The organism is Niallia sp. MER 6 (assembly GCF_023714395.1).
Classification (GTDB): Bacteria; Bacillota; Bacilli; order Bacillales; family Cytobacillaceae; genus Niallia.
The window spans coordinates 1-25,878 of sequence record NZ_JAMAUK010000020.1; the positions used below are offsets into that span (position 1 = coordinate 1).

A 25,878-nucleotide genomic window follows, 5' to 3' on the forward strand; every position below is an offset into this window, starting at 1 on the left:
GACTTAACTAAAACGAAAAGCTAAAAGAACAGCTTAAATCGATAGGATGTTGGAGCGCGCGAGAAGCAGTCGCAAGACTGTGCACGAGTGAGTGAAACAGCCGTACGATTTGGCTTCTGCAGCTGGATATGAATGATTACTCATTCTTTCTTCTTACAACATAATCTAGTTTTGAGGGAATAACTCTCAAAATACAAATAGTCTGGTGGCGATAGCGAGAAGGTCACACCCGTTCCCATACCGAACACGGAAGTTAAGCTTCTCAGCGCCGATGGTAGTTGGGGGCTCTCCCCCTGTGAGAGTAGGACGTCGCCAGGCACCTTAAAAAAGAGACAGCAGTCATTTTGACTGCTGTCTCTTTTTTTATTTTGTTTCTTTCAAGTATCGGTTCCTTTGTAATTTGTTTAAAGAAAACGCTTGCAAGATATTAGAAACTAGTTTATCATTTCCTTATCGAAACGTTTCGATAAATCAGATTAGGAGGAATCAATGATGGGCTTGAAAAAGAAGTGGTTTATTTTCGGCATTACAGCTTTACTGGCACTTGGTTTAATGGCAGGTTGTTCACAGAAAAGCAGTTCAAGTGATTCTGATGTATTAACAGTCTGGGGTATGGGAGATGAGGTAAAGCAGCTTCCAAAAATGGCAGAGGAATTTACGAAGGAAACTGGGATTGAGGTTAAAATACAGTCGATTCCGTGGGCGAGTGCTCATGATAAGCTGTTAACGGCAGTCGCCTCTAAAAAAGGACCGGATGTACTGCAAATGGGCATAACATGGATGCCTGAGTTTCAGGCAGCGGGAGCTCTTGCTGATATGGGGGAATTCTTGGATAAATATCCGAATTTAAAACCAGACAACTTCTTTGAAGGTTCTGTTGAAACAACTCTTTTCGATAATAAATATTATGGTATTCCTTGGGCTGCGGAAACCCGTGTCCTTTTCTACCGTACGGATATTCTTGAATCCGTTGGATATAAAAAAGCACCACAGACTTGGGAAGAGCTTAAGATTGCTGCTAAAAAGTTATCTGAACGCGGTGAAAACATGTACGGACTTAATGTAGATGCAAAGGAACAAACCTTGGCATTTATGTTTGCAAGACAGAATGGATCTGCTTTGTTGTCTGAAGGGAAACCACAGTTTAATGAACAAGCGTTTAAAGACGCAGTTTCTTATTTAAATGATTTTATTCAAAAGGGTTATGCTCCAAAGCAGGATTTAGGTATGGATGTCTCCCAAACATTTTCAGGTGATGCCATTGTTCCGATGTTTATAAGTGGGCCATGGATGGTCAAGGCAGTGAACGATACAGTTGAAGGTATTGAGGGGAAATGGGCAACCGCGGTTCTTCCAACTGGCGCGGATAATAATCTGTCTAGTTTGGGCGGTTCGAATCTGACCATTTTTGAACACTCCAGTAAAAAGGATGAAGCAGCTCAGTTTATTGATTTCATGATGAAAAAGGAAAATCAGCTGAAATGGCTGGGACTGACTAATGCTATGCCAACAGTGAAATCAGCCTGGGAGGATGATAGATTAGCAAAAGATCCATTATATGAAGTTTTCGGTCAACAAATGGAGGCTTCCCGCTCGATGCCTTTAATACCTGAGTTTGAGGAAATCGCCCAAAATTACTTAAAGCATTTTGAACAAATCTATTTAGGTGGAAATAATGTTGAGAAGGAAATGGAAGCCTTTAATAGAGAGACAGAGGAATTGTTAAATAAGTAATAGATGAGTGAGGGTAGCTTAAACGGGAAGTTTACTCAGCAAGCATTTATTAGCAGCAGTTTAACATACCCTCCTTCATTTACAAAAGGGAGTGCTAGTTATGCGGAATTTTGTTAATAAAAGGGCGCCTTATTTATTCATTTCCCCTGCCTTAATTTTATTAATGATGTTTTCTTTAATACCTATTGTCGTAGCTTTTGTAATCAGTTTTACAGATATTAGCTTAATAGGCTTGGCAGATTGGTCACAAATTAACTTTGTTGGTATTGATAATTATATAGATATTATGACAGATCCTCTCTTTTTAAAATCTATTGGTAATACGTTATTTTATGTCATTATTGGTGTTCCGCTGGTGATTATATGTTCCTTAGGAATAGCTGTATTAATCAACTTTGGCGAGAGTAGAGTCTTTCAATTTTTTCGGCTGATTTTTTATACTCCATCCATTACAAATGTTGTTGCCGTAGCTGTTGTATGGAGCTACTTATATAACCCCAGCTTTGGTTTTCTTAATTATTTATTATCATTGGCAGATATCCCCCCAGTTCCGTGGCTTCAGCATCCAGTTGTTGCTAAAATTTCACTAATAATTTTAGCCCTTTGGCGTGCAATTGGAACAAATATGATCATATTTTTGGCTGCTCTTCAAGGCATTCCAAAAGAGTATTATGAAGCTGCTTCTTTAGATGGAGCTAACAAACGGCAGCAGCTGATTAAAATTACTGTGCCTATGCTGAAATTTGCAATCTTCTTTGTGACAGTCACGACGATGATAGGCTGGCTCCAGTTTTTTGAGGAACCGTTTATTATGACGAATGGGGGACCTCTGGACAGTACTACTTCTGTATCTTTATTTATCTATCGCAATGGCTTTCAATTTAGTAAATTCGGCTATGCAGCAGCAGGATCTTTCCTATTATTTATAGCGATAATAATTGTCACCTTGATTCAATTCCGTATGCAAAAAGTTAAGACGGAGGATTAAATAGAGGAGGGATAAAATGAATACAGCACATAAAAAGACAAAAGCTAGCAAATGGGTTGTTGCCATCATCCTTACTGCAGGCGGTATGCTTATGGTGCTTCCTTTCATTTGGATGTTGTTATCCTCATTAAAAACAGACACAGAAATCATGCAGTTTCCACCAACGATTTTACCGCAAGATCCCACTATGGATAACTTTAAAGAACTATTCTCTGCTTTTAACTTCTTTGTTTATTTTAAGAACACAATGATTATCGTTCTTTGTTCATTTGGAGGACTTTTTCTTAATGCGATGGCAGGCTACGGTTTTGCTAAATACAAATTTAAAGGAAAAAACTTTCTTTTCTATTTAGTGCTTGCAACGATGATGATTCCTGGACAAGTCACGATGATTCCGGTGTATTTAATCTTGAATGCGATGGGATTAACGAATACAATGGCGGGAATAGTCCTTCCTGGCTTAGTAGGTGCATTTGGCATATTTCTGTTTCGGCAGTTTATGTCTACAATATCAAATGAAATGTTTGAAGCTGCAAGGCTGGACGGTGCTAGTGAATGGAAAATCTTTTGGAGTATAGTTCTTCCTGTTTCGCGCCCTGTTCTAGCAGTACAAGGCATACTGACTTTCATTGGAGCCTGGAATTCGTTCTTATGGCCGTTAATTGTCGCCAATGATGAAAAATATTATACACTATCTGTCGGGCTACAGCTGTTAAAAGGGCAATATGCAAGCAATTATGCCTTACAAATGGCTGGTTCAACCTTCATGATTATTCCCATTATTATCGTATTTTTAGTTTTTCAGAAGTATATTTTGCAAGGCTTCAATGTTTCTGGAATGAAGTAATAATAATAAATAATATGAAAAAGGCTTAAAAGGAGATTTTCCTTTTAAGCCTTTTCTATTTTAAATACTCATACATATAAATAGGAAGAGATTTGTTTACAATTAAAAATTAAGGTAATTATAAAAAGAAACGCACAATTAAATGCTGAAAAAAGGGTGATGGATTAATGCTGGAAAACAGTGTTACAATGGTCGTAATCATATTAGTCATTAATATTGTATATGTGTCATTTTTTACAATCAGGATGATATTGACTTTAAAAGGGCAAAGATATTTGGCGGCTTTTCTCAGCATGATAGAAGTAGTTATTTATGTCATCGGCCTCGGGCTGGTATTAGATAATCTTGATCAGATTCAAAATCTAGTGGCTTATGCTGTAGGTTATGGAATTGGTGTTATCGTAGGCATGAAAATAGAAGAGAAGCTTGCGTTAGGATACATAACAGTTAATGTTATTACGAAAGAATATGATAGAGATTTACCTAAGGCCTTACGGGAAAAGGGTTATGGAGTTACGAGCTGGGCTGCACATGGCTTAGAAGGAGACAGAATGGCTCTGCAAATACTGTCGCCGAGAAAATATGAGCTGCGCCTCTATGATACAATAAAGAACTTAGACCCAAAGGCGTTTATTATTGCATATGAGCCAAAGACAATCTACGGCGGCTTTTGGGTAAAGAGCGTAAAGAAAGGAAAGTTATTTAATGGGCAAAAAGATGAAGTTTGAAGTACAAGAAAATGAAACGATCGATCAGTGTTTAGATCGGATAAAGAGTGAAGGCTACACTCCTGTAAAAAGATTGGAAAAACCGATTTTTAAAGAAAATGTAGTAAATGGACAGAAATCTTATGAACCTGTAGCCAGCCAAATAGTGTTTGAGGCGGTTAAGCTGGAAGGGTAAATCACGAACAATAAATATGATATTAGTATAATTGTTCGATTTTTATGTTGACAACGGGTGAAAATGCTTGTTAATATGGTATTGTGTTAATAAATAATATAAATGACAAACTAAATTTTAATAGCCCTCATATATAATGGGAATATGGCCCATAAGTTTCTACCTGGCTGCCGAGAACTGCCGGACTATGAGGGAAAGCAATAGAACGCCAGCAGAAGGGATTGGTATTTTTCCAGTCTTTTCAGGTTATTTGAGCTCTGGACGGATGCTTTCTCTCTATGTAGTAGAAACATCTGGGCAGGGCTTTTTATATGTAATAATTCAGGAGGAGAAATATGACTGCTCAAATTGGCGTTATTATGGGAAGCAAATCAGATTGGGAGACAATGAAGCATGCTTGTGACATCTTGGATATGCTGGAAGTGAGTTATGAAAAGAAGGTTGTATCTGCACATCGCACCCCTGATTTAATGTTTGAATATGCCGAGAGTGCTAGAAGCCGGGGACTGCGTGCTATTATTGCAGGTGCTGGCGGTGCCGCTCACTTACCAGGGATGGTTGCAGCAAAAACGACATTGCCTGTGATTGGAGTTCCGGTCCAATCAAGAGCGCTTAACGGGCTTGACTCTCTGTTATCAATTGTGCAGATGCCAGGCGGTGTTCCTGTTGCTACAGTGGCAATTGGTAAGGCTGGTGCGACTAATGCAGGCTTGCTGGCTGCCCAAATAATAGCTGCCTTTGAACCAGAATTAGCTGAAAGAATTTCCTCTATGAGAGAGAAAACTAAAACCGAGGTTATAGAAAGTAGTGATGAACTTGTCTAACTCAGTGATTCTTCCAGGTCAAACTATTGGTATAATTGGTGGTGGGCAATTAGGCAGAATGATGGCATTGGCTGCAAAAGCGCAAGGGTATCGAATTGCTGTGTTGGATCCAACAGAGGACTCACCATGCGGTCAAGTGGCTGATTATAAGATTGTGGCTGCATATAACAGTATGGAAGGCATTAAACAGCTGGCGCAGGTGAGTGATGTTATCACATATGAATTTGAGAATATTGATGCAGAAGGATTGGAATGGCTGCAAACACATGCATATGTACCGCAGGGATCTTCCGTCCTGGAAATAACGCAGGACCGAATTAGCGAAAAATTAGCCATTCAAAAAGCCGGCGTTAAGGTTGCTCCATTCGAGGTAATCGAGGAGCCTGCAGACTTAAAAAAGGCACTGGAAACGATAGGTATTCCGGCTGTTTTGAAAACAGCAAGAGGCGGTTATGACGGTAAAGGTCAATTTGTAATCACTTCAAGCGCTGAAGTACAGGAAGCAGAGAAGCTGCTGACGCAAGGCATATGTGTTCTGGAAAAATGGATTCCTTTTGAAAAAGAAATCTCTGTTATTGTGACAAGAGGCACTAATGGAGAATCAACTGTCTTTCCAGTGAGTGAAAACATCCATATTAACAATATACTTCACCAATCAATTGTGCCTGCCAGAATAAGCGACCATGCAAAAGAGGCTGCGATTCAAAAGGCAGGAATTATCGCTGAACACCTGCAGCTAGTCGGCACATTGGCAGTGGAAATGTTCTTAAGCAAGGGTGACGATATATATATCAATGAATTGGCGCCAAGACCGCATAACTCAGGACACTATACGATAGAGGCATGTGAAACATCACAATTTGAGCAGCATATTCGAGCAGTTTGTGGAATGCCGCTGGGAAGCACGAAGTTATTGAGACCAGCAGTAATGGTTAATATATTAGGTGAACATCAAGCTCCTATTATCAACGTACTTCCAGAACTGCAAGACTGGAAAGTCCACCTTTACGGAAAGCTAGAACCAAAGGAAAAGCGCAAGATGGGACATGCGACGTTGCTGCGTTCGTCTGTTGAAATTGCCCTTGATGAAATAGACAGGTCCAGTATTTGGAGCCTGCAAACAGAAAAAATCGGAGGATAAGATATGATTGATCGTTATACGAGACCAGAAATGGGAAATATTTGGACTGAGCAAAATCGTTTTCAAGCATGGCTGGAGGTTGAAATCCTTGCATGTGAAGCATGGGTGAAGCTAGGTGAAATACCTGAAGAGGATGTTAAGAAAATCCGCGAAAACGCGTCCTTTGACATTGCACGAATTCAAGAAATTGAGCAGGATACACGTCATGATGTTGTTGCGTTCACAAGAGCTGTTTCCGAAACATTGGGAGAAGAGCGCAAATGGGTTCATTACGGATTAACATCAACTGACGTAGTGGATACAGCATTATCTTACTTAATCAGACAAGCAAATGAAATTATTTTAAAGGACTTGGAGAACTTTATTGAAGTCTTGAAAAATAAAGCAATTGAACATAAATACACAGTCATGATGGGCCGTACACATGGTGTCCATGCAGAACCGACAACATTTGGGTTGAAGCTGGCATTATGGCATGAGGAAATGAAGCGCAATCTAGAACGCTTTAAAGCTGCAGCAGCAGGTGTAGAGTTTGGAAAGATTTCAGGAGCAGTTGGAACATATGCCAATATCGATCCATTTGTGGAGCAATACGTATGTGAGCAGTTAGGTTTGCAACCAGCACCGATTTCCACACAAACATTACAGCGTGACCGTCATGCAGACTATATGGGGACAATCGCTCTCATTGCAACATCAATCGAAAAGTTTGCTGTTGAAATCCGCGGACTGCAAAAGAGTGAAACTAGAGAAGTGGAAGAATTCTTTGCTAAAGGGCAAAAAGGTTCTTCAGCAATGCCGCATAAGCGTAATCCGATTGGTTCAGAAAATATGGCAGGTCTTGCTCGTGTTATCCGCGGCTATATGATGACTGCTTATGAAAATGTTCCGCTATGGCATGAAAGAGATATCTCTCACTCTTCAGCTGAACGAATTATCATTCCAGATGCAACAATTGCTATCAACTATATGTTAAACAGATTCAGCAATATTGTTAAGAACTTAACTGTATTCCCAGAGAACATGAAACGCAACATGGATCGCACATTAGGATTGATCTATTCGCAACGAGTACTATTAGCCTTGATCGATAAAGGACTTACAAGAGAAGAGGCTTACGATACAGTTCAGCCGAGAGCAATGGAATCTTGGGAAAAGCAAGTTCCTTTCCGTGAACTAGTAGACAATGACCCAACTATCTCATCTAAGCTGACTAAAGAAGAAATTGATGATTGCTTTGATTACCATTTCCATATCAAGCATGTTGATACTATCTTTAACAGATTGGGACTTTAATAAATTTGGCATAAAAGCACCGTGGGGCGCTTTTATGCCGAATACCCTAATTTAGCAAGTTAATCTTACATTCGTTTTATCCCTAATTTTTTTGATAAGGAGACTCTTCAAATGGAAAAGAGAGCTTTATTGTACGAAGGAAAGGCAAAAAGAGTTTATGGAACGTCTGATGAAAATATCGTCTGGCTTGAATATAAAGATTCTGCAACAGCATTTAACGGTGAAAAGAAGGCAGATATCACAGGTAAGGGCCGTTTAAATAACGAGATTACGAGCTTGCTATTTTTAAAGCTAAAAGACATGGGCATAGAATCCCACTTTATCGAAAAACTGTCAGAAACAGAACAGCTAGTGAAGAAGGTTTCCATCATTCCATTAGAAGTTGTTGTTAGGAATTTAGCTGCTGGGAGCTTTTCAAAAAGATTAGGAATAGAAGAGGGGCAGCCATTATCAAAGCCTCTTGTTGAATTTTATTATAAAGATGACTCTCTAGGAGATCCGATTATGACGGAGGATCATATAGAAGAGCTAAAGCTTGCGACAGAAAAAGAAGTTGCAATATTGAAAAAAAACGCTCTTGAAGTGAATAAAGCATTAAGTGCTTTCTTTGCAGAGTTAGGCATCCGTCTTATCGATTTTAAGCTTGAGTTCGGCAAGGACAGCAATGGAGAAATAATGCTAGCTGATGAGGTTTCTCCTGATACATGCCGTTTATGGGATATAAAAACAAACGCGAAATTAGATAAGGATGTATTTCGTCGCGATTTAGGAAATTTGACAGAAGCATATGAGAATATTCTAGCTAGATTAGGGGGAAAACAGCATGTTTAAAGTTAAAGTATATATCACATTAAGAGAGAGTGTTTTAGATCCACAAGGAAATGCAGTGAAAGGGTCTCTTCATTCCCTTAACTATCAAGAAGTAAATGATGTACGCATCGGGAAGTATTTAGAGCTTACTCTAGAAAAATCGGATAGAAATGTAGATGAGCTTGTAAAGGAAATGTGTGAAAAATTGTTGGCAAACACTGTAATTGAAGATTACACATATGAGGTTGAGGAGGTTGTTGCACAGTGAAATTCGCGGTAGTCGTATTTCCAGGGTCCAATTGTGATGTCGATATGTTGCACGCAATAACGGATGAATTGGGAGAAGAAGCAGAATACGTATGGCATGACGCAGATAGCTTGGAAGGTTATGACGGAATTTTACTGCCAGGCGGATTCTCATACGGTGACTATCTTCGCACCGGCGCCATTGCAAGATTCAGCAATGTCATGAAGGAAGTTGTAAAAGCAGCCGAAGCGGGCAAACCAGTATTGGGTGTCTGCAATGGATTCCAAATTTTACTGGAGGCTGGACTTTTGCCAGGAGCAATGAGACGGAACGATCAGCTTAAGTTCATCTGCCGTCCTGTTGAACTGAAGGTCGAAAACAACAGCACAATGTTCTCCAATGCATATAAAGAGCAGGAAGTCATCTCTGTTCCTATCGCCCATGGAGAAGGAAACTACTATTGTGATGAAAAAACGTTAGCTAGATTACAAGAAAACAAGCAAATTGTATTCACATATAATGGCGAAAATCCAAATGGAAGCCTAGAAAATATTGCAGGAATCACTAATGAAAAAGGAAATGTCCTTGGCATGATGCCGCATCCAGAAAGAGCAGTTGATGAGCTGTTAGGCGGAGCGGATGGCCTAAAGATTTTCCAATCAATCGTTAAACAGTGGAGGGAAGCAAATGTCGTTAATGCTTGAGCCAAGTCCAGAACAAATTAAGTCAGAGGAAATTTACAAACAAATGGGTGTTACGGACGAAGAATTCGCTATGGTCGAAAAGATTCTTGGCCGCAAGCCTAACTACACAGAAATTGGACTGTTTTCAGTTATGTGGTCTGAGCATTGCAGCTACAAAAACTCTAAACCAGTGTTAAGAAAATTCCCGACATCTGGTCCGCAAGTGCTTCAAGGTCCTGGTGAAGGTGCAGGGATTGTGGATATTGGGGATGGGCAAGCAGTGGCCTTCAAAATTGAAAGCCATAACCATCCGTCTGCAATCGAGCCGTATCAAGGAGCTGCAACTGGAGTGGGCGGCATTATCCGCGACGTTTTCTCCATGGGAGCAAGACCGATTGCTATTCTGAACTCTCTTCGTTTTGGCGAATTGGATAATGCTCGTACAAAGTATCTTTTTGAAGAAGTTGTTGCAGGGATTGCAGGTTACGGAAACTGTATCGGTATTCCGACAGTGGGGGGAGAAATTGCCTTTGATTCATCCTATGCAGGCAACCCGCTTGTAAATGCGATGTGTGTTGGTTTAATTAACCATGAAGACATTAAAAAAGGCCAGGCACATGGAGTTGGCAACACGGTAATGTACGTAGGAGCAAAGACAGGCCGTGATGGTATTCATGGGGCAACATTCGCATCAGAAGAGCTGACAGAGAATTCAGATGAAAAGCGTCCGGCAGTTCAAGTTGGCGACCCGTTCATGGAGAAACTTTTACTTGAGGCATGCTTGGAACTGATCAAATCAGATGCTCTAGTCGGTATTCAGGATATGGGTGCAGCAGGACTTGCGAGCTCAAGTGCAGAGATGGCAAGCAAAGCTGGATCTGGAATTGAAATGAATCTTGATTTAGTGCCGCAGCGTGAAGTGGGCATGACAGCTTATGAAATGATGCTGTCAGAATCTCAAGAACGTATGCTGATTGTTGTTAAAAAAGGCAGAGAGCAAGAGATTAAGGATCTATTCGATAAATATGATTTGGAAGCAGTTGCTATCGGTGTTGTTACAGATGATAAAATGCTGCGACTTCTTCATAAAGGGGAAGTAGTTGCGAACGTACCAGCTGATGCTTTGGCTGAGGATGCTCCTGTTTACCAAAAACCTTCTGCAGAACCGCAATATTTCCGTGATTTCCAAGCAATGGAGAACACAATCCCTGCAGTTGATAATTATGGAGAAGCACTTGCTAATCTTCTTAAACAGCCGACAATCGCTTCAAAGGAATGGGTTTATAACCAATATGACTATATGGTTCGCACAAGTACAGTAGTTGCACCAGGATCAGATGCTGCTGTTGTCCGTATTCGCGGAACGAAAAAAGCGTTAGCGATGACGACTGACTGTAATGCGCGTTATCTTTACCTAGATCCAGAAACAGGCGGGAAAATTGCTGTTGCAGAGGCTGCTCGCAATATCGTCTGCTCAGGGGCAGAGCCATTGGCAATTACAGACAACTTAAACTTTGGTAACCCTGAAAAGCCAGAAATATTCTGGCAGATTGAAAAAGCTGCTGACGGTATAAGTGAAGCATGCTTAGCACTTAATGCACCGGTTATTGGCGGTAACGTGTCCCTATACAATGAAACAAACGGAACAGCAATCTATCCGACACCAGTAATCGGAATGGTTGGTCTGATTAAAGATACAAATGATATAACAACACAAAGCTTTAAAGCAAGCGGAGATCTTATTTATCTTCTTGGTGAAACGAAGGATGAATTCGGAGGAAGCGAACTTCAAAAGATGCTTGAAGGCTCCATTTCAGGAAAATCACCTGAATTAGACTTAGAAGTAGAAAAGAGCCATCAAGCTGCAGTGCTTGCTGCTATCAGAGCAGGGGTTGTTGAATCTGCTCATGATCTAGCTGAAGGCGGCTTAGCAGTTGCAGCTGCAGAAAGCTTGTTTGGACCGAACGGTTTGGGTGCGAAGCTTGATTTGGAAGGCAACCCTGTTTCTGCTCTATTCAGTGAATCTCAATCACGTTTCTTGCTTTCTGTTAAACCAGATAACAAAGAAGAATTCGAAAAGCTAGTTCCTGCAACATTGATTGGAAAAGTAACAGACGACAATATTCTTGCTGTTAGCCAAGGGGAAAATATCCTAATTAAGGAACAGGTGGAAGTGTTAGAAGCCGCCTGGAGAGGAGCTATTCCATGCTTGCTGAAATAAGAGGGTTAAATGAAGAATGCGGAGTCTTTGGTGTTTGGGGCCATAACGATGCTGCGCAGCTTGCTTATTACGGGCTTCACAGCCTGCAGCACAGGGGACAAGAAGGTACAGGAATTGTTACAACAGACGGGAAACAGCTAAAAGGCATTAAAGGGGAAGGACTTGTTGCAGAGGTCTTCACACAGGATGCCATGAAGGAATTGACAGGAAAAGCTGCAATCGGTCATGTTCGTTATGCAACAGCAGGAGGTGGGGGCTATGAAAATGTCCAGCCCCTTCTGTTTCATTTCCAAAGCGGAAGCATGGCACTTGCTCATAATGGAAATCTTGTTAATGCTAATGCGCTCAAAAGCCAATTGGAAGCGCAAGGCAGCATCTTTCAGACTAGCTCTGATACAGAGGTACTTGCTCACTTAATTAGAAGAGGCGGTTTTTCTGCTTTTAATGAAAGAGTGAAAAATGCTTTGACAATGATTAAAGGGGCATATGCTTTCTTAATCTTGACAGAGACAGAGCTGATGGTTGCTCTAGATCCAAATGGTATGAGACCACTTTCTTTAGGAAAACTGGGGGATGCTTATGTTGTTGCCTCAGAAACATGTGCATTTGATGTTGTCGGTGCAGAATTTATCCGCGATGTCCTGCCGGGAGAGCTTTTGATTATTGACGATAATGGTTTCCGTTCTGAGATGTTCTCAGTGGCTTCCAATATTGCAATGTGTACGATGGAGTATGTGTATTTCTCAAGACCAGACAGCAATATCAATGGTATCAATGTTCATACTGCCAGAAAAAACTTAGGGAAAAGACTTGCTTTTGAAGCGCCAATTGAAGCAGATGTCGTAACAGGCGTTCCTGACTCAAGTATTTCTGCAGCAATTGGCTATGCAGAGGAAACAGGCATACCTTACGAGTTAGGCTTAATTAAGAACCGATATGTAGGACGCACCTTCATTCAGCCATCCCAATCATTGCGTGAACAAGGGGTAAAAATGAAGCTTTCAGCAGTCCGTGGTGTCGTTGAAGGCAAACGTGTCATCATGGTGGACGATTCTATCGTTAGAGGAACAACAAGCAGAAGAATCGTGTCCATGCTTCGTGAGGCTGGTGCAACAGAAGTGCATGTATTAATCAGTTCACCACCTATTAAAAACCCGTGTTTTTACGGAATCGATACATCTACAAAAGAAGAGCTGATTGCATCGAGATACTCGGTTGATGAGCTTCGGGAAATCATTGGTGCTGACTCTCTCATTTTCTTGAGCACAGAAGGAATGGTAGAAGCAATCGGCAGAAATGAAGAAGGGGAGAATAGAGGTTCCTGCTTAGCTTGCTTTACAGGCAAATATCCGACAGAAATCTATCCTTCTGCACTTCAATCATATGAAAAGGTGTAAAAGTAAACAGAAGTGAAAAGCGGCATATGGGTGTGTCGCTTTTCCATTGAAATGCACATAAGAGATGTCTTTGAATAGTAGGAGGATACGTATGGCTGAAAGCTACAAACAAGCAGGAGTTAATATCGAGGCAGGCTATGAAGCAGTTTCGAGAATGAAGAAGCATGTAAATAAAACATTCAGACCTGGTGTAATGGGAGGTCTTGGCGGTTTCGGAGGCATGTTCGATCTGTCAGTATTAAACCTGAAAAATCCAGTGCTGGTTTCTGGAACAGATGGGGTAGGTACAAAGCTGATGCTTGCATTTATGCTTGATAAGCATGATACAATCGGCGTAGATGCTGTGGCAATGTGTGTAAATGATATTGTCGTACAAGGAGCAGAACCTATTTACTTCCTTGATTATATTGCGTGCGGCAAAGCAGAGCCTGCAAAGATTGAAGCTATTGTAAAAGGGATTGCAGATGGCTGTGAACAAGCTGGCTGCGCATTAGTCGGCGGGGAAACTGCTGAAATGCCAGGGATGTACAGCGAAGAGGAATATGACCTTGCTGGATTTGCTGTTGGTGCTTGTGAGAAAGAACGTGTCATTACAGGGGAAAATATTAAGGCTGGAGATGTTCTGATTGGTTTGGCTTCAAGCGGAATTCACAGCAATGGCTATTCTCTTGTCCGCAAGCTTTTCTTTGAAAAAGCTAATATGTCTTTATCTGATTATGTAGACGAATTAGGCTGTACGCTTGGAGAAGAATTAATCAAGCCGACGAAAATCTATGTAAAATCAGTTCTGTCTGCTCTTCAAAAGTTCGAGATTAAGGGATTATCCCATATAACAGGCGGAGGTTTCATTGAAAATATTCCTCGCATGCTTCCAGAAGGATTAGGGATCGAACTTGAAGAAACTAATTGGGAAGTGCCTCCTGTTTTTAAGCTGATGGAAAAAATAGGAGATTTACAGCGCAAGGAAATGTATAATATTTTTAACATGGGCACAGGAATGGTTCTTGCTGTGGACAGCGATGCGGAGCAAGATGTTCTAAAGCATTTTCAGGCAATCGGCGAAAAGGCATATACAATCGGCAAGGTAACAGATGATGGGGAAATCAACATCATTCTGAAACAATAACGGAGGAACAGACATGAAAAATATTGCTGTTTTTGCGTCAGGCAGCGGCTCCAATTTCCAAGCACTTGTAGATGCTGCAGAAAAAAATGAGCTGCAGGCGTCTATTAAATTACTAGTCTGTGACAAACCTAAGGCGTATGTTGTAGAAAGAGCTGCGAACCACAATGTTGATGTGTTTACATTCACAGCCAAAGATTATCCTTCAAAGGCGGAATATGAACAAGATATACTTCGGAAACTAAAAGATTACGAGATAGAGTGGATTATCCTTGCAGGTTATATGCGTTTGATTGGAGATACACTGCTTCAGGAATTCCCTGGTAAGATAATAAATATCCACCCGTCCTTGCTTCCTAATTTTCCTGGCAAAGATGCTGTCGGCCAAGCGCTTGCAGCAGGTGCAAAGGAAACAGGGGTAACGGTTCACTATGTGGATGAAGGAATGGATACAGGACCGATTATTGCTCAAGAGGCCGTCGGTATTATAGAAGGAGAAACGAATGAAAGCCTTCAAGCGAAAATCCAAAGCATCGAGCATGGACTGTATCCGAAGGTAGTTCAATCATTAGTCCTTTCCAATTGAGTAATTGCAGCAATAGACTACTATATGAAACAGGGGGAAATAAAGGAAATGAAAAAGCGTGCATTAATAAGTGTTTCAGATAAAACAGGAATTACAAGCTTTGCAAAAGAGCTTCATGAATTAGGATTCGAGCTGATTTCTACAGGTGGAACAAAAAAGGCCATTCAAGAGAGCGGCATCCCAGTACTTAGTGTCAGTGACGTAACTGGATTTCCGGAAATCCTGGAAGGCAGGGTAAAAACTTTAAATCCGTATATTCATGGCGGTCTTTTGGCGAAATTTGACGAACCTGGACACCAAGCACAGCTTGAGGAGCATAAAATTCAGCCAATCCAGCTAGTTTGTGTGAATCTTTATCCTTTCCAAGCAACAATTGCGAAGGAAGACGTAACAGTGGAGGATGCCATTGAAAATATTGATATCGGCGGTCCAACAATGCTTCGCGCTTCTGCAAAAAACCATCAATATGTAACAGTTGTAGTGGACCCAAGTGATTATACAACGGTTGTCGATGAACTAAAGCAAGATGGAGAAGTGAAGTTTGAAACAAGAAGAAAGCTTGCTGCTAAAGTGTTCCGTCACACTGCTGCTTACGATTCCATGATTTCTCAATACATGAGCGATCTTTCAGGTGAAGAAAACCCTGAATCATTGACTGTCACATATGAACTGAAGCAATCTTTAAGATATGGAGAAAACCCGCATCAAAATGCAGCGTTTTACCGTAAGCCTTTAGGTTCTGCATTTTCTATTGCGAATGCAACACAGCTGCATGGCAAGGAGCTTTCTTACAATAATATCAATGATGCAGATGCTGCAATTCAAATCGTCAAAGAATTCACAGAACCAGCAGCTGTTGCAATTAAGCATAGCAACCCATGCGGAGTTGGAACAGGCGAGGATATTTTCACTGCGTACACAAGAGCATTTGAGGCAGATCCTGTTTCTATTTTCGGAGGAATTGTCGCATTGAACAGAGAGGTTGACGCTGCAACAGCTCAGAAGCTGCATGAAATCTTTTTAGAAATCGTCATTGCGCCATCTTATTCAGAAGAGGCTTTAGAGATTCTTAAAGGGAAGAAAAACATTCGTCTGTTAACTATTCCATTCTCTGCAGGCAACAAGAAGGAAATGAAATTTACGACAATTGAAGGCGGCTTGCTTGTTCAAGATTTCGACCATTTTACATTGGATGATGCAACAATCACTATCCCAACTGACAAAAAGCCGACAGATGAAGAATGGGAAGCACTGAAGTTTGGCTGGAAGGTTGTTAAGCATGTGAAATCGAATGCGATTGTCGTTAATAATCAGGAAATGACTTTAGGAGTAGGTGCAGGTCAAATGAACCGTGTTGGTTCAGCAAAGATTGCCTTGGAACAGGCTGGAGAAAAGGCAGTTGGAGCAGTATTGGCTTCCGATGCGTTCTTCCCAATGGATGATACAGTCGAAGCAGCAGCAAAAGCTGGAGTCACTGCAATCATTCAAACAGGCGGCAGTATCAGAGATGAAGATTCCATCAAGAAAGCAAACGAGTATGGAATTGCCATGGTATTGACAGGAGTAAGGCACTTTAAACACTAAAAGCTTTGATGGAGGATGGAAATGATGAAGGTACTCGTAATCGGCCGTGGTGGAAGAGAGCATACGATTTGCACAAAAATTAAAGAAAGCAAATTAGTTGAAACTATCTTTGTAGCACCAGGCAATGTAGGAATGACAGATGTTGCCGAACGCGTTTCAATTGAAGAGACAGAAGTAGATAAGCTTGTTGAATTTGCTCTAGATAATAAAGTGGACCTGACGGTAGTAGGACCTGAAGTTCCTTTGCTGTTAGGTGTTGTTGATAAATTGGAGGCTGCTGGGCTGAAGGTTTTCGGACCAAGGCAAAAAGCAGCAGAAATTGAAGGCAGTAAATCCTTTGCGAAGGATTTAATGAAGAAATATGAGATCCCGACAGGAAAGTATGAAACATTTTCTGATTATGAGCAAGCTAAAGCATATATATTAGAGCATGGGGCGCCGATTGTTATTAAGGCAGACGGCCTTGCAGCAGGCAAGGGTGTAACAGTTGCAATGACATTGGAAGAAGCTTTGGCAAGCATTGAAGAAATGCTTGTCGGTGCGAAATTCGGTGATGCATCTGCGACTGTTGTTATTGAAGAATTCCTGGCTGGTGAGGAGTTTTCCTTAATGTCCTTCGTCAATGGGGACACAGTCATTCCATTAGAGATTGCTCAAGACCATAAACGAGCATATGATGGTGATCAAGGACCGAATACTGGCGGCATGGGAGCTTATTCTCCTGTTCCTCATATCGATGAGAAAATCGTGCAGACTGCCATTGAAACAATCGTTAAGCCGACTGCACAGGCAATGATTACAGAAGACAGATCGTTTACGGGAATCTTATATGCCGGTCTTATTGCTACAGAAGAAGGCCCGAAAGTGATTGAATTTAATGCTCGCCTCGGCGATCCAGAAACACAGGTTGTTTTGCCTAGGATGAAATCTGATTTAGTTGAAGTGCTGCTTGCTATCCTTGAAGGAGAGACTCCTGTTATTGAGTGGCACGATGAGGATATGCTTGGTGTTGTCGTTGCAGCGAAAGGATATCCAGAAAGCTATGGAAAAGGTGCTGTCATCAAAGGTTTAAACACGATGGAGGATGTATCTATTTTCCACGCTGGCACAAGTTTGGACGAAGACGGTAACTTTACAGTGGACGGCGGCAGAGTACTGCTTGTTGCTGCTAAGAGCAAAACAATTAAGGCTGCCCAAGACAAGGTATATAAAGAGTTAGAAAAGCTGGAAAGCGATGGAGTTTTCTACAGAAAAGACATCGGCTTTAAAGCAATTAAATAATATGAAAAAAGATCCCAGTTGGGATCTTTTTTTGTTAGGCTAGTTCAATACCGCCTGTAATTCCATATACTTGTGCTGTTACGTAGCTTGATTCCTCAGATGCAAGGAACACATATACGGAAGACAATTCAACAGGCTGTCCGCTTCGCTGCAACGGTGTATTTTGACCAAATTGTGGAATTTTGTCACTAGGCTGTCCTCCAGTAACCTGCAATGCTGTCCAAATTGGACCTGGTGCCACCGTATTTACACGAATGCCTTTTGAGGCAACTTGTTTAGCCAACCCGCGTGTAAATCCGGTAATCGCAAATTTAGTAGAAGCGTAATCAAGCAGGTTCGGGCTTGGATTATAGCCTTGAACAGAAGTAGTCGTAATAATGGAAGCCCCTTTTGGCAGAAGTGGCAACGCTGCTTTTACAACCCAGAACAATGAAAATACATTAATTTCAAATGTGCTTCGAAGCTGTTCTGTCGTCAAATCAGCAATATCTTCAACTGCTTGCTGCTTGCCTGCTACTAACGCCAGCACATCAAGACCGCCGAGCTCATCATATGCTTTTTTAACTAATTCACCACAAAAAGACTCATCGCTTAAATCACCAGGGATAAGAACAGCTTTTCGTCCTTCCGCTTCAATCAGTTCCTTTACTTCTTCTGCATCGGGCTGTTCTTCTGGCAGATAATTGATTGCGACATCTGCGCCTTCTCGAGCATAAGCAATAGCAGCTGCACGGCCGATACCAGAATCTCCTCCGGTTACAAGAGCTTTGCGGTTTGTCAATCTGCCATTTCCTTTGTAGCTTTTTTCTCCGCAGTCAGGCACTGGCTCCATTTTTTGCTGCAGTCCTGGCGGGTCCTGATATTGCTTAGGGAAGTCTCCTGTAAAGTATTGTTCTAATGGATTGTTTAGATTAGACAATGCAATCTCTCCTTTTTGTTTTATTTCCGTTTACTCTTTTTTCATGCTTCTCTATTTGGATTCCCAATCATACACAACAATAAACAATACTTTGGTGAAAAATTACAAAGAGAAATAAAAGTAAGAGGTATGGATAATGAGTCTTTTGCATATTATTTACGAATACAATAAGAAGCCTGCAGGCTAGCAAGGCTGCAGGCATTAGTGGTTTATTTTTTCATATCCTCAGGTGAAAAGATGGTTGCAGGATTAAATTCGCTCATGATGTTTTGAATGTCCGCAGGAGAAGCTTTTTCACTATCCTTAGGTTTTTCCTTATTTTCCTTGTGGGCAGTGTGCTCATTGTCTTTTTTAGGTGTATGTCCCTTACTGTTGTCAAATAGAGCAACAATCGGACAATAACGCACAATTCCTTCTGCGATTTTCATTCCAGCAAGCATAGCTATCCATAAATAGGATTGCTGATTAGGTCTTTTTGCGAGCTTAGCTGTGCTCCAGGCTAAAAAGGTAAAGCCAAGTGTGATGCGAATCATTGCATTTATCAAGCTGATATTTTGCTTAGGGTTCATAATAAAAACAGCCTCCTTAGAAAATTTAACGTAATAGTAATATTAGAAAAATCTTTCTGTGATAAAATGATTTTAATGATAAACATTTCCATTTTTTTAAAATAAAAACAAAAGCTGCAAATACAAAGGGGAGAAAACAATGTTAGAGCAACGTTACCGTTGGAAGAACAAATTGTTAAGAAAACATGTTTCCGTCCTAAATGGCGAAATTGCGCCATCCATCATATTGCAAAACGCAAAATATCTTAATCAGATTTTGCGAAAATGGATTTGTGCAAACATTTGGATATACCAAGATAGAATCATTTATGTCGGGCAAGAGATGCCTGGAAATGTCCGCGGCAGTGAAATTATTGATTGTGATGGTCAATATTTAGTGCCGGGCTATATAGAACCGCATTCCCATCCTTTTCAAATATATAATCCCCTTACACTTGCTCAATATACATCTCAATTTGGAACAACAACGCTCATAAATGATAACCTTCTATTGGCTTTGCAGTTAGAAAAAAAGAAAGCGTTTTCTTTTATGAGTCAGATGCGGAACCTTCCAACGTCAATGTTTTGGTGGTGCCGGTATGATTCTCAGACAGAGCTTGCAGAAGAGGAAAAAGTATTCTCCCACAGCAATGTTAAAAGCTGGCTTGAGCATGATGCTGTCATTCAAGGTGGGGAGCTTAGCGGTTGGCCGCAACTGTTGGATGGTGATGATATGATGCTCCATTGGATTCAAGAGACGAAACGGATGCGAAAGCAAGTAGAGGGACATTTTCCCGGAGCATCGGAAAAAACATTAGCAAAGCTGATGCTGCTTGGAGTTGACAGTGATCATGAGGCAATGACAGGCAAGGAAGTGCTTGACCGGCTGATGCAAGGTTATATGGTCAGTCTCAGATACTCATCTATACGCCCTGATTTGCCAAAGCTTGTCAAAGAAATGAAGGAGCTTGGAATCAGCCAGTTTGATAAATGCATGCTGACAACAGATGGGTCTCCGTCCTATTTTTATGAAAGCGGGCATATTGACCAGCTTATCCGCATAGCAATGGAACAAGGAATTCCTTCTGTGGATGCCTATAATATGGCAACCATAAATATTGCAAGATACTACAATATTGAGCACCTGCACGGAAATATTGCGACTGGCAGAGTCGCTAATATTAATTTCCTAAAAGACATCGCTGATCCAACACCTCACTCCGTTTTGGCAAAAGGAGTCTGGGTAAAGCGGGCAGGTGAGATAGTGACAGAAGCGTACCCTTCCATTGATTGGGTGGAATTTGGTTTTGAGCCATTAAAGCTGGACTGGGAATTGACTTATGACGATATGCAATTCTCCATGCCATTCGGAATAAAGCTTGAAAACTCTGTTATCACAAAACCATACTCCATTTCCATTGATGTATCTGGTGAGGCGCTTTCCCAAAATCATGATGAGTGTTTCTTTATGCTGTTAGGAAGAAACGGAAATTGGAGAATAAACACACTTCTTAAAGGATTCTCGAAGGAAATAGGCGGTTTGGCAAGCTCTTATACAGGCGATGGAGATATTATCCTCTTAGGAAAAAATCAGAAAGACATGATAAAGGCTTTCAATAGGATGAAAGAGATAGGCGGAGGAATTGTCATATACAAGGACGGCCAATTGGCTTTAGAGCTGCCGCTGCCTTTAAAAGGTGTAATGGCTGATATGTCTGTTAATGAATTGATTAAGACAGAAAAAAAGTTATTACAATATATTAAGGATGCTGGCTTTCCTTTTGACGATCCAATATATACGCTTGTTTTCTTTTCCGCTACCCATCTACCGTATATAAGAATTACCCAGAGAGGTTTATATGATGTCATGAATAAAAATGTACTCTTTCCGTCAATAATGCGTTAAAATATAAAAGAGATCCTTTTATAAATGAGAATATTCTGATATATGTATAAAAAGGCAACAATATAGCAATAAAATATTGATTGTAGCCCGTGTAACAGCAAATCAATCTGGTACGTATTCTTAGTAAGTGCAGCCTTTTTAGCCTATTTTTACAGAGAACCACTGTTTGCCTTCAGCGTTTTTCCGCCCATTCTTCCTAGCAGGTTTAAAAAAAAAAACGCGCTATTAGGAGGATTTATGAAAAAGAGCATAGTATTGTTTTTGGCGGCAGTTTTTCTTTTATTGACAGCATGCAGCAAAGAACCGGAAAGTGTAGGCACACATGATGAAAATCATCAGGGCGGTGATGCTGGCAAGGACGAAGGCAGTGTGGAGGATTTAGGGTATACATTTCCTCTGACAGGCCTGTCTGCAGATGTGAAAAGCAGTGAGCGAGCAGTCAGCGTTATGGTGAATAATCATCCGAAAGCAAGGCCGCAGACTGGTTTAACTGATGCTGATATTGTATATGAGGTTCTGGCTGAAGGAGAGATAACAAGGTTTCTTGCCATCTATCAGAGCAAGGCTCCAAAGCTGATTGGGCCTGTCAGAAGCGCAAGAGACTACTATATTGAACTTGCTAAAGGTTATGATGGCCTTTATATTGCGCATGGCTATAGTCCGGAAGCAAAGAGGCTGTTGACAGAGGGCTTTATTGATAATCTTAACGGTATGCAGTATGACGGAACATTGTTTCAGCGTTCCGCTCAAAGGCAAGCGCCTCATAATTCGTATATCAGCTATAGCAATATATTAAAAGGGGCGCAACAAAATAATTATGATATGGATGTATCACCTAGACCGCTCACCTTTTTAAATGAACAAGAGGTAAACCAAATACAAGGGGAAGCAGCGAATAAAATATCCATATATTATGGTTCGAACCCACAGTACAATTCTTTATTCTATTATGATAAAGACACTGAAAAGTATATCAGGTATTCAAACGGCGAAAAAACCGTGGATTACGAATCCGGCATGCCTGTTGCCGTAAGCAATGTGTTCATTTTGGAAGCAGAACATCACACAGCCGACAGCAAAGGCAGACGAGATATAGATTTGCAATCTGGTGGAGATGGCTACTTGCTTCAAAAAGGCAAGTGGAATAAGGTTGAATGGAAAAACATAGATGGCCGGCTTCTTCCGTTTGACGGTGACCGGCAAATAGGACTTGTTCCCGGAAAGACATGGATAAATATCATACCTTCTGATCCTGGATTAGACGCAGCCGTTTCATTAGAGACACAATAAACTAATATATGTAACCGATGGAGGTCATGAAATGCAAATTGATAAACTAAGAGGGAAAGAGCTGGATCAGCTATTTAAATCCATCCTTTCATTAGAGAATTTAGAAGAATGCTATCAATTTTTCGATGATTTATGCACAGTTAATGAAATTCAATCACTTTCACAGCGTCTTGAGGTTGCAAGAATGTTGCGAGAAGGAAATACCTATCATAGCATTGAAAAAGAAACTGGTGCTAGCACAGCTACAATCTCCCGTGTGAAAAGATGCTTGAACTACGGCAATGACGCCTATGTTATGGCATTGGACAGAATTCAAGAAGACAAGACTTCGGAAGAAGAAAGTGAATAAGATATTTTCCTGAGCAGGCAATGATTGCCTGCTTTTTTGTTTAGTTAAAAAAGCTGAGCTTGCTGAAACATTGTCTCTTACAAAATCGTCCTATTATAAAGCAGAACTACGTGAAACTTATTGTTATTCATAACGAAATATCCTGCAAATATTTACATGCATAATTCCCGCCTTTCATTTCTTTTTTGTAACATACACAAATGCTATAATGATGTAATGGAAGTTAGAATGGAGGATTTTTGCATGTACAATGTCCGTGAGTGGCGTCACGTTTTTAAATTAGATCCGAATAAAGAAATTTCAGATGAACATTTAGAGAAAATAGCTGAATCAGGAACAGATGCGATTATCATTGGCGGGACAGATGGGGTTACGCTTGAAAATGTGCTGAGCATCATGTCCCGAGTCAGAAGATATACAGTTCCTTGCATACTAGAAATATCAACAATCGATGCTATTACTCCCGGTTTTGATCTTTACTTCATACCAACTGTCTTAAACAGCAAGGATACAAAATGGGTGACAGGTCTGCATCATGAAGCAGTAAAGGAATATGGTGAGATTATGAATTGGGAAGAGATACTTGTCCAAGGCTATTGCATCTTAAACAGTGATTGCAAAGTAGCTAAAGCAACAGATGCGAATACCGACCTCGATGCCCTTGATGTTGCTGCATATGCAATGATGGCAGAGAAAATGTTGCACCTGCCTATTTTTTATCTTGAGTACAGCGGTTCTTACGGAGACGTGGAGGTTGTCAAGGCAGCGAAAAGAAATCTGACCGATACTGTCCTTTTTTACGGCGGAGGAATAAGATCACTGGATGACGCGCAGAAAATGGCGCTCGAGGCAGATGTAGTGGTTGTTGGAAATATTATTTATGATGATATAGCGGCTGCTTTAAGCACCGTGAAAATAAAGAATCTGCATTGATTACAAAAACGGAAAAAGGTATTATAGAATATATGTTCTTATGGCGGTGAGATAATGCAATTTTTAACAGATAAAATATTAAATGGTTTAAATCCTGAACAGCAAAAGGCTGTTAAGGCAACAGAAGGCCCGCTTCTTATAATGGCAGGAGCAGGAAGTGGAAAGACAAGAGTGCTTACACAAAGAATCGCTTATTTGATGGTTGAAAAAGGGGTTAATCCATACAACATCTTAGCGATAACATTTACGAATAAAGCAGCAAAGGAAATGAGACATAGGATTGCAGGAGTGCTTGGCGGCGCGAGCGAGGATATCTGGATTTCCACATTCCACTCCATGTGTGTCCGCATCCTGAGGAAGGATATCGACAGAATCGGCTATAACAGAAACTTTACGATTTTGGATACGACAGACCAACAGTCTGTAGTAAAGCAAATTTTAAAGGAAAGAAACATCGATCCGAAGAAACATGATCCTCGGGCGATATTGGCAAGCATCAGCTCTGCTAAAAACGAACTGATTACACCAGAGGAATATGCAAAAACAGCAGGGGATTATTTCGCTCAGATTGCCAGTGATGTATATACCGAATACCAAAGACGTTTAAGAAAGAACCACGCTTTGGATTTCGATGACTTGATTATGCAGACAATCCACTTGTTCCAGCGTGTACCGGAAGTTCTTGAATTTTATCAACGCAAGTTCCAGTATATTCATGTAGACGAGTATCAAGATACGAATAGATCTCAGTATATGCTTGTAAAACTGCTTGCAAGCAGATTCCGCAATCTTTGTGTTGTAGGTGATTCTGACCAGTCTATTTATCGTTGGCGCGGGGCGGATATTGCCAACATCCTTTCATTCGAGAAGGATTACCCGAACGCAACGGTGGTCATGCTTGAGCAAAACTACCGTTCTACGAAGAAGATTCTTCAAGCTGCCAACAAAGTTATTGAAAACAACACAGGCAGAAAAGATAAAAATCTGTGGACGGAAAATGAAGATGGAAATAAAATTCATTACTATCGTGCAGACAGTGAGCAAGGGGAAGCACAATTTGTGATTGGTAAGATCCAAGAAATCAGAAGAGAAACCTCAAAAAAACTGGCTGATATTGCGATTCTTTACCGTACAAATGCTCAATCTCGTGTAATGGAAGAAATGCTTCTAAAATCAAATATTGAATATTCCATTGTCGGGGGAATAAAGTTCTACGATAGAAAAGAAATTAAAGATACACTTGCTTATTTAAGACTGATTGCAAATCCCGATGATGATATTAGCTTGCAAAGGGTCATAAATGTGCCGAAACGAGGGATTGGTTCAAGCTCTATCGATAAAATCGCTAATTTTGCAGCAATGCATGATATGTCTATGTATGATGCGATTGAATCAGTTGAGCTAATTGGATTAAGCCCAAAAATCACAAAATCAGTAGCAGAATTCCACAACTTCATCCGTAAGTACAGTGAAATGCAGGAGTACTTGTCTGTAACGGAGCTGGTGGAGGAAGTGATTGAAAAGTCTGGTTATCTAGAGGCGCTGAAAGCAGAGAAATCGATTGAATCCCAAAGCAGAATTGAGAATATCGAGGAGTTCATGTCTGTTACGAAAAACTTTGAGGACACGAATGAAGACAAGTCTTTAATTGCCTTCCTGACAGATTTAGCTCTTGTTGCAGACATCGATAAGCTTGATGATGACGGCAATCAGGCAGATGCTGTTGTACTAATGACGCTCCACTCGGCAAAAGGACTGGAGTTTCCAGTAGTATTCTTGATTGGTCTGGAAGAAGGGGTTTTCCCGCATTCCCGTTCCCTTATGGAGGAAGTGGAAATGGAGGAGGAAAGAAGACTTGCTTATGTTGGGATTACAAGGGCAGAACAGCAGCTGTTCATAACAAACGCTCAAATGAGAACATTGTTTGGTCGTACGAATATGAATCCTCCTTCCCGTTTCATTAAGGAAATACCAGAAGATTTATTAGAAGGTGTTCCAGAAAGAAAGAGCGAATCGAGATTCAGTGCCAGACCGGCAGCACCTGCAGCAAGAAAAGCAGTTATACGCCCTGCGGCAAGGACAACAGGTGGAGAGGATATTGGCTGGAATGTCGGAGATAAGGCGGTTCACGGTAAATGGGGAACCGGTACGGTAGTAAGCGTTAAGGGAGACGGAGACTCCAAGGAGCTTGATATTGCATTCCCAAGTCCGGTAGGCATAAAGAGACTATTGGCGAAATTTGCGCCAATCCAAAAAGGCTGATGAACG

Annotated in this window: 24 protein-coding genes, 1 rRNA gene and 1 riboswitch; of the genes, 23 read left to right on the forward strand and 2 right to left on the reverse strand. The window is 40.9% G+C overall.

The window, feature by feature from the left end; all coding sequences use genetic code 11:
• Positions 1–201 precede the first annotated feature (201 nt).
• The 18 genes from rrf to purD all read left to right on the forward strand — a co-directional run bounded on the left by rrf (position 202) and on the right by purD (position 17,665).
• Positions 202–318 (forward strand): 5S ribosomal RNA (gene rrf / locus M3600_RS19600).
• Between the two features lie 180 nt (positions 319–498).
• Positions 499–1,734, forward strand: coding sequence for a sugar ABC transporter substrate-binding protein (locus tag M3600_RS19605; protein WP_251647199.1), 1,236 nt, complete (start codon positions 499–501; stop codon positions 1,732–1,734).
• 100 nt (positions 1,735–1,834) lie between these two features.
• The gene (locus M3600_RS19610; RefSeq protein ID WP_233316171.1) at positions 1,835–2,722 is read left to right on the forward strand and encodes a carbohydrate ABC transporter permease; all 888 of its coding nucleotides are present in this window, start codon (positions 1,835–1,837) and stop codon (positions 2,720–2,722) included.
• A gap of 16 nt (positions 2,723–2,738) precedes the next feature.
• Positions 2,739–3,569 carry a carbohydrate ABC transporter permease gene (locus M3600_RS19615; protein ID WP_233316173.1) on the forward strand — a complete coding sequence of 277 codons (831 nt, stop codon included), beginning with the start codon at positions 2,739–2,741 and terminating at the stop codon, positions 3,567–3,569.
• Between the two features lie 167 nt (positions 3,570–3,736).
• Complete coding sequence (locus tag M3600_RS19620; protein ID WP_233316175.1) at positions 3,737–4,297, forward strand: DUF2179 domain-containing protein; 561 nt, start codon at positions 3,737–3,739, stop codon at positions 4,295–4,297.
• A complete protein-coding gene (locus M3600_RS19625; protein WP_233316176.1) occupies positions 4,275–4,472 on the forward strand; it encodes an NETI motif-containing protein in 198 nt (65 codons plus the stop codon). Before M3600_RS19620 ends, M3600_RS19625 begins: the two co-directional genes overlap by 23 nt.
• A gap of 107 nt (positions 4,473–4,579) precedes the next feature.
• Positions 4,580–4,680: riboswitch (purine riboswitch) on the forward strand.
• Between the two features lie 127 nt (positions 4,681–4,807).
• Positions 4,808–5,296, forward strand: coding sequence for a 5-(carboxyamino)imidazole ribonucleotide mutase (gene purE, locus M3600_RS19630; protein WP_233316177.1), 489 nt, complete (start codon positions 4,808–4,810; stop codon positions 5,294–5,296).
• Entirely contained in the window at positions 5,283–6,437 is a 1,155-nt protein-coding gene (purK, locus tag M3600_RS19635; protein ID WP_251647201.1) for a 5-(carboxyamino)imidazole ribonucleotide synthase, read from the forward strand. Before purE ends, purK begins: the two co-directional genes overlap by 14 nt.
• A gap of 3 nt (positions 6,438–6,440) precedes the next feature.
• Positions 6,441–7,733 (forward strand): adenylosuccinate lyase, encoded by a 1,293-nt coding sequence (purB, locus tag M3600_RS19640; RefSeq protein WP_237940615.1) that lies wholly within the window; start codon positions 6,441–6,443, stop codon positions 7,731–7,733.
• Positions 7,734–7,844: 111 nt separating this feature from the next.
• On the forward strand, positions 7,845–8,564 hold the full coding sequence (gene purC / locus M3600_RS19645; RefSeq protein ID WP_233316181.1) for a phosphoribosylaminoimidazolesuccinocarboxamide synthase: 720 nt from the start codon (positions 7,845–7,847) through the stop codon (positions 8,562–8,564).
• A complete protein-coding gene (gene purS / locus M3600_RS19650) occupies positions 8,557–8,811 on the forward strand; it encodes a phosphoribosylformylglycinamidine synthase subunit PurS (RefSeq protein WP_144456273.1) in 255 nt (84 codons plus the stop codon). Before purC ends, purS begins: the two co-directional genes overlap by 8 nt.
• Positions 8,808–9,494, forward strand: coding sequence for a phosphoribosylformylglycinamidine synthase subunit PurQ (gene purQ / locus M3600_RS19655; RefSeq protein WP_251647172.1), 687 nt, complete (start codon positions 8,808–8,810; stop codon positions 9,492–9,494). The genes purS and purQ overlap by 4 nt, the downstream gene beginning before the upstream one ends.
• The gene (gene purL / locus M3600_RS19660; RefSeq protein ID WP_251647174.1) at positions 9,478–11,694 is read left to right on the forward strand and encodes a phosphoribosylformylglycinamidine synthase subunit PurL; all 2,217 of its coding nucleotides are present in this window, start codon (positions 9,478–9,480) and stop codon (positions 11,692–11,694) included. Before purQ ends, purL begins: the two co-directional genes overlap by 17 nt.
• Positions 11,679–13,091, forward strand: coding sequence for an amidophosphoribosyltransferase (gene purF / locus M3600_RS19665; RefSeq protein ID WP_233316187.1), 1,413 nt, complete (start codon positions 11,679–11,681; stop codon positions 13,089–13,091). The genes purL and purF overlap by 16 nt, the downstream gene beginning before the upstream one ends.
• 91 nt (positions 13,092–13,182) lie before the next feature.
• On the forward strand, positions 13,183–14,217 hold the full coding sequence (gene purM, locus M3600_RS19670) for a phosphoribosylformylglycinamidine cyclo-ligase (RefSeq protein ID WP_251647176.1): 1,035 nt from the start codon (positions 13,183–13,185) through the stop codon (positions 14,215–14,217).
• A 13-nt stretch (positions 14,218–14,230) separates the two neighbouring features.
• Positions 14,231–14,800 (forward strand): phosphoribosylglycinamide formyltransferase, encoded by a 570-nt coding sequence (gene purN, locus M3600_RS19675; RefSeq protein ID WP_233316189.1) that lies wholly within the window; start codon positions 14,231–14,233, stop codon positions 14,798–14,800.
• Positions 14,801–14,848: 48 nt separating this feature from the next.
• The gene (gene purH / locus M3600_RS19680) at positions 14,849–16,384 is read left to right on the forward strand and encodes a bifunctional phosphoribosylaminoimidazolecarboxamide formyltransferase/IMP cyclohydrolase (protein WP_233316191.1); all 1,536 of its coding nucleotides are present in this window, start codon (positions 14,849–14,851) and stop codon (positions 16,382–16,384) included.
• A 24-nt stretch (positions 16,385–16,408) separates the two neighbouring features.
• Positions 16,409–17,665 carry a phosphoribosylamine--glycine ligase gene (gene purD / locus M3600_RS19685; protein WP_233316400.1) on the forward strand — a complete coding sequence of 419 codons (1,257 nt, stop codon included), beginning with the start codon at positions 16,409–16,411 and terminating at the stop codon, positions 17,663–17,665.
• A 34-nt stretch (positions 17,666–17,699) separates the two neighbouring features.
• On the opposite strand, the gene M3600_RS19690 is transcribed toward purD, so the two are convergent.
• Positions 17,700–18,590, reverse strand: a complete 891-nt coding sequence (locus M3600_RS19690) for an SDR family oxidoreductase (RefSeq protein ID WP_251647203.1) — start codon at positions 18,588–18,590, stop codon at positions 17,700–17,702.
• Between the two features lie 203 nt (positions 18,591–18,793).
• Positions 18,794–19,153 carry a YgaP-like transmembrane domain gene (locus tag M3600_RS19695; protein ID WP_233316192.1) on the reverse strand — a complete coding sequence of 120 codons (360 nt, stop codon included), beginning with the start codon at positions 19,151–19,153 and terminating at the stop codon, positions 18,794–18,796.
• 139 nt (positions 19,154–19,292) lie between these two features.
• Here M3600_RS19695 and M3600_RS19700 point away from each other — a divergent pair, with 139 nt between their 5' ends.
• The 5 genes from M3600_RS19700 to pcrA all read left to right on the forward strand — a co-directional run bounded on the left by M3600_RS19700 (position 19,293) and on the right by pcrA (position 25,872).
• Positions 19,293–21,038, forward strand: coding sequence for an adenine deaminase C-terminal domain-containing protein (locus tag M3600_RS19700; protein WP_233316194.1), 1,746 nt, complete (start codon positions 19,293–19,295; stop codon positions 21,036–21,038).
• A 237-nt stretch (positions 21,039–21,275) separates the two neighbouring features.
• Positions 21,276–22,328, forward strand: a complete 1,053-nt coding sequence (locus tag M3600_RS19705) for a DUF3048 domain-containing protein (RefSeq protein ID WP_237940619.1) — start codon at positions 21,276–21,278, stop codon at positions 22,326–22,328.
• 31 nt (positions 22,329–22,359) lie between these two features.
• Positions 22,360–22,677, forward strand: a complete 318-nt coding sequence (locus M3600_RS19710; RefSeq protein ID WP_237940620.1) for a YerC/YecD family TrpR-related protein — start codon at positions 22,360–22,362, stop codon at positions 22,675–22,677.
• Positions 22,678–22,920: 243 nt separating this feature from the next.
• Positions 22,921–23,610 carry a heptaprenylglyceryl phosphate synthase gene (pcrB, locus tag M3600_RS19715; RefSeq protein WP_251647178.1) on the forward strand — a complete coding sequence of 230 codons (690 nt, stop codon included), beginning with the start codon at positions 22,921–22,923 and terminating at the stop codon, positions 23,608–23,610.
• Positions 23,611–23,664: 54 nt separating this feature from the next.
• Positions 23,665–25,872 carry a DNA helicase PcrA gene (pcrA, locus tag M3600_RS19720; RefSeq protein WP_233316198.1) on the forward strand — a complete coding sequence of 736 codons (2,208 nt, stop codon included), beginning with the start codon at positions 23,665–23,667 and terminating at the stop codon, positions 25,870–25,872.
• Positions 25,873–25,878 lie beyond the last annotated feature (6 nt).